The 3,975-nt window shown below is 66.6% G+C and carries 3 protein-coding genes; 2 read left to right on the forward strand and 1 reads right to left on the reverse strand.

Features of this window, described 5'->3' with window-relative positions:
* Positions 1 to 1,344 (reverse strand): SpoIID/LytB domain-containing protein (locus N553_RS20265; protein WP_051639706.1); only part of this gene is annotated, 1,344 nt, incomplete at its 3' end.
* A gap of 322 nt (positions 1,345 to 1,666) precedes the next feature.
* Here N553_RS20265 and N553_RS0100010 point away from each other — a divergent pair.
* The gene (locus N553_RS0100010) at positions 1,667 to 2,593 is read left to right on the forward strand and encodes an ABC transporter permease (protein WP_034620344.1); all 927 of its coding nucleotides are present in this window, start codon (positions 1,667 to 1,669) and stop codon (positions 2,591 to 2,593) included.
* Positions 2,593 to 3,792 carry an ABC transporter ATP-binding protein gene (locus N553_RS20270; protein WP_034620346.1) on the forward strand — a complete coding sequence of 400 codons (1,200 nt, stop codon included), beginning with the start codon at positions 2,593 to 2,595 and terminating at the stop codon, positions 3,790 to 3,792. Before N553_RS0100010 ends, N553_RS20270 begins: the two co-directional genes overlap by 1 nt.
* The last annotated feature ends 183 nt before the right edge of the window (positions 3,793 to 3,975 follow it).

Below are 3,975 nucleotides of genomic sequence, written 5' to 3' on the forward strand. Positions count from 1 at the left end.
ACCCGCAGGCTCCGGTGCACGACCCAGCACCTCGTTGTACGCCTTCGACACCCGCAACGCGATGTACTCATCGCTACGCGTCAACGCAGCCACCAGCGCAGGCTGACCCGTCCCCGACAACAACGCCGCCGACCAACCCTGCAGACCCGTCGGATCCGGACCACGACCCAACAGATCCATGTACATCGCCCGCACCACCGACTGAGCCTCCGCCGGAGAGTCCCAGCTGATGCTGAACCAGTCGCTGCGCAGCCCGAGTGCGACCCGCACCTGGTTACCGGTGAGCGTCTTGGTCACACCGGCGTTGTCGACGACTCTGACGGAGAGCACTCGCCCGCCCTCAGCACCGAGCCCGTTCCGCTGCGTCACCGAGATCGACCGGATGGAGCTGACACCCAGGCCAGAGGCGACGGTGCCCACGGGGATGGTGCTGATCCAGTTTCGGTTCGGGTTCTGCCCGGTGGCGTCGCCGTCGTCCACGACCGCCGGGAACGTGCCGCCGGCTGTGTAGCCGCCCGTGGACGAGCTGAACTCGGCGCGAGCGATCGCACCGCCCGGCATCGCGAGCGCCACGCCTGCCGTTCCCTGCACTGCGGCGTTGGTGCGCGCGTCCTCGAGGGTCTTGACCACCCCGGTGCTGTACGGCCTCTCGATCGCGCCGCCGTACACCTGGCAGGACTCGGAGTCGCAGATGCTCGCGCCGCTCGTGCGGCCGCCGTACGCGAGGGCGTAGCTGCGCGCGGCCACGGCCTGAGCCATGAGCGCCTGCATGCCGCGGCCACCGCCTGCGTCTCCCCACGACGCGGGCGACTCGCGCGGGAGCACGCCGCGAAGGTAGTCCTCGGTGCTCACGTCGTTGAACGTGTAGTGGGTGCCACCCGCGTCGACCACGCGGAGCGATCCGCGGTAGGTCGTCGTCTTGGTCGACTCGCACACGGTCGGCATGCCGTCGGTGTCGGTGATGGTCAGCCCCGAGCCGACGCTCGGGTTCAGCACCGACCACGGACCGGCACAGCCGGGCGCAGTGAACACCGTGAACACGCCTGACCCCGCCTTGCGGACCAGGACGGCTCCCGCGCCGATCGCGGAACCATTGACCGCCAGACCGTCACCCATCGCGATGGTGTCCGCGCCCGTGTCCCGGGTGAGCTCGACCGAGATCATGGGGTTGCCGACGCCCTGCAGGGTCGTGTTCGAGTAGTAGTGGCCCAGGATCGCCTGGTAGGACCAGCCCTGGTCCACGGCGTACCCGTACGCGCCGTACTGGCCCATGCCACGGCCGTGGCCGTACCCGTGGCCGGAGAACGTGACGGAGTCTCCCGCCGCAGCGGCGACCGGACCCACCGTCGGCAGCGTCGTCGCGTCCGAGGGGGAAGCGAGCCCGATGACGAAGAGGAGTGTGAGCGCACAGGACCACGCGCCCGCCCGACTCGATCGGCGACTAGCCATGACTGTTCCCCCTGCTCGGCACTGATGATCCCGCGACATTCCACCACGGACAGGGCCCGTCAGTCCGCGCGTCGACCGAAGCCACCCGCACGATCACCCCTTTGAGCGCGCCGGAACGGCTCAGCAGTCGTCGGGCGCGAACCACCGCCGTTCACCCAGCCGGTAAGATTCGAGGCCGGTCGGCGCCCGCGACGGCGCCGCCGGGACAAGGGAGCAGATGACGAACGACAACGCTGTGCGCGAAGCAGGCCTCGCCGAGCGCGAATCGCGCCTAAGTGCGGAGCCACTACGCTCGGCAGGCCCTCGCGCCGGCTTCGTCACCGGAACGTGGCACTCCGTCCGCGACGTGTTTAGTCACTCCGAGCTGCTCAACCTGCTGGTTCGTCGCGAGCTCAAGGCCCGGTACAAGGACAGCGTCCTTGGATTCTTCTGGAGCCTCGCCCGTCCCCTCGCCCTGCTGCTCACGTACTACGTAGCGCTGGGAAAGTTCCTCGAGGCCGAACGCAGCATCCCGTCATTCGCCATCTTCGTCTTCACCGGCCTGACGGCCTGGCAGCTGTTCTCGGACATCGTGATCAACTCAACCTCGTCGATCGTGAACAACTCCGGCCTCATCAAGAAGGTCTACGTCCCGCGCGAGGTGTTTCCCCTCAGCAGTGTTGGTGCAGCACTCTTCAACTTCTGGATCCAGATACTGATCCTCCTCGCTGCCACGGCCGCCGCGAAGCAGTTCCCGACCGGTGACCGCTGGGTCTACTTTCCGCTCTCCTTGGCCGTGCTGGTGGTCTTCGGGACCGCATTAGGTCTCCTTCTCGCCGCGATCAACGTCTACCTGCGCGACGTGCAGTACTTGACCGAAATCCTGATCATGATCCTGTTCTGGCTGTCGCCGATCGTCTACTCGTGGGAACTGGTCCAGCGAGCCTTGGACGGTACGTTCTGGGAGCAGTTGTACCTTGCGAACCCGATGACGCTGGTCGTCCTTGGCTTTCAACGAACCTTCTGGGTCGCGGGTGACGGGCAGGCATATCCGGACGACCTCATCGCTCGCCTGGCGATTACGCTCGGTGTCTCGTTCGTCCTGCTCTGGTTTAGCCAGCGCGTCTTCTCGCGCCTGCAGAGCAACTTTGCTCAGGAGCTGTGATGTCCACACCAGTCATCGAGGTCACCGACCTCTCGAAGCGATTCGTCATCCGCAAGGAGAAGTCGCTCAAGGAGCGCCTGGTCAACTTCGGCCGCTCGAACCAGCACAAGGACGACTTCTGGGCACTGCGCGACATCGACCTGTCGATCAGCTCCGGCAGTACCGTCGGTCTCATCGGGCCGAACGGATCAGGCAAGAGCACGCTGCTCAAGATGATCGGCGGCATCTTGCAGCCGACCACCGGCGAGGTGCGGCTTCGCGGCCGGCTCGCAGCGCTCCTTGAGCTCGGTGCGGGGTTCCATCCCGACCTCACCGGCCGTGAGAACGTCTACCTCAACGCCTCGATCCTCGGGCTGTCCCGAGTGCAGACCGATCAGCACTTCGATGCGATCGTCGACTTCTCGGGCATCGAGAGGTTCATCGACACGCAGGTCAAGTTCTACTCGTCGGGCATGTACGTCCGGCTGGCGTTCGCGGTCGCCGTGCACGTCGACCCGGACATCCTCTTGGTCGACGAGGTCCTCGCCGTCGGAGACGAGCCGTTCCAGCGCAAGTGCATGGACCGCATTCGCGGGTTCCAGCACGACGGGCGGACGATCGTCCTAGTGACCCACTCGCTGGATACCGTCGCCGATCTGTGTGACCGTGCGATCGTCCTGGAGAGCGGTCGCGTGATCGCCGACGGTGAGCCCCGCGACTCTCTGCGCACGCTTCGCTCCGAGTTCGAGCAGACGCGCCAGGAGGACCTGGAGCGGCTCCGCGTGAAGGTGCAGGCGGAGGACGCTCGACCGGAGCTTGTCGTCGTGGAGTCCGTGGTCGCCCTCGGGCCGAGCGGTCTTCCGGTCGAGAGCGTCTCGCCCGGCGACCCGCTCACCGTGGAGATGACGATCCGTGCCAGTGAGCCGTTCGACGAGGGCGTGCTGGGTGTGGGGATCGAGTCGAGCCTCGGCGTCTCGGTGTTCGGCACCAACACGAAGCTATTGGGAGTTCGCGTGCCGACCGTGCATGGCACCGCGAAGTACCGGTTCCAGTTCAGCGACCTCGCGCTCGGCGAGGGCTCGTACACGCTGCACGGCGCCGTCGCGTCGGCCTCGGGGACCGAGCTGCATCGCCTCAGCCAAGGTGCGCACATCGAGGTGAAGGGCGACGGTCGGACGGTCGGCTATCTGTCCGCGGCCGCCAGCTTCGCCACCCACTGAGCCCCCTCGTTCTACCGACCGCTCGCAACGAAAGGGATCGGCCTACTCCTGGAAGTACGGAGTGGGCCGATCCTTTTCGTTTGACGACGCCGGGTGGGCTGGTCGATCAGGGGTACAGGGCGATCGCGCGCGCGCGGTATTCCAGGCTGCCCGCGATACCCACCCGCACAGCACCCTCACCCA

The organism is Cellulomonas sp. URHE0023, assembly GCF_000688475.1.
Lineage (GTDB): Bacteria > Actinomycetota > Actinomycetes > Actinomycetales > Cellulomonadaceae > Cellulomonas.

What these genes read in the sequence shown, in the direction of transcription:
- N553_RS0100010 (WP_034620344.1), top strand. Translation starts at nt 1,667, where the DNA reads ATGACGAACGACAACGCTGTGCGCGAAGCAGGCCTCGCCGAGCGCGAA.
- N553_RS20270 (WP_034620346.1), top strand. Translation starts at nt 2,593, where the DNA reads ATGTCCACACCAGTCATCGAGGTCACCGACCTCTCGAAGCGATTCGTC.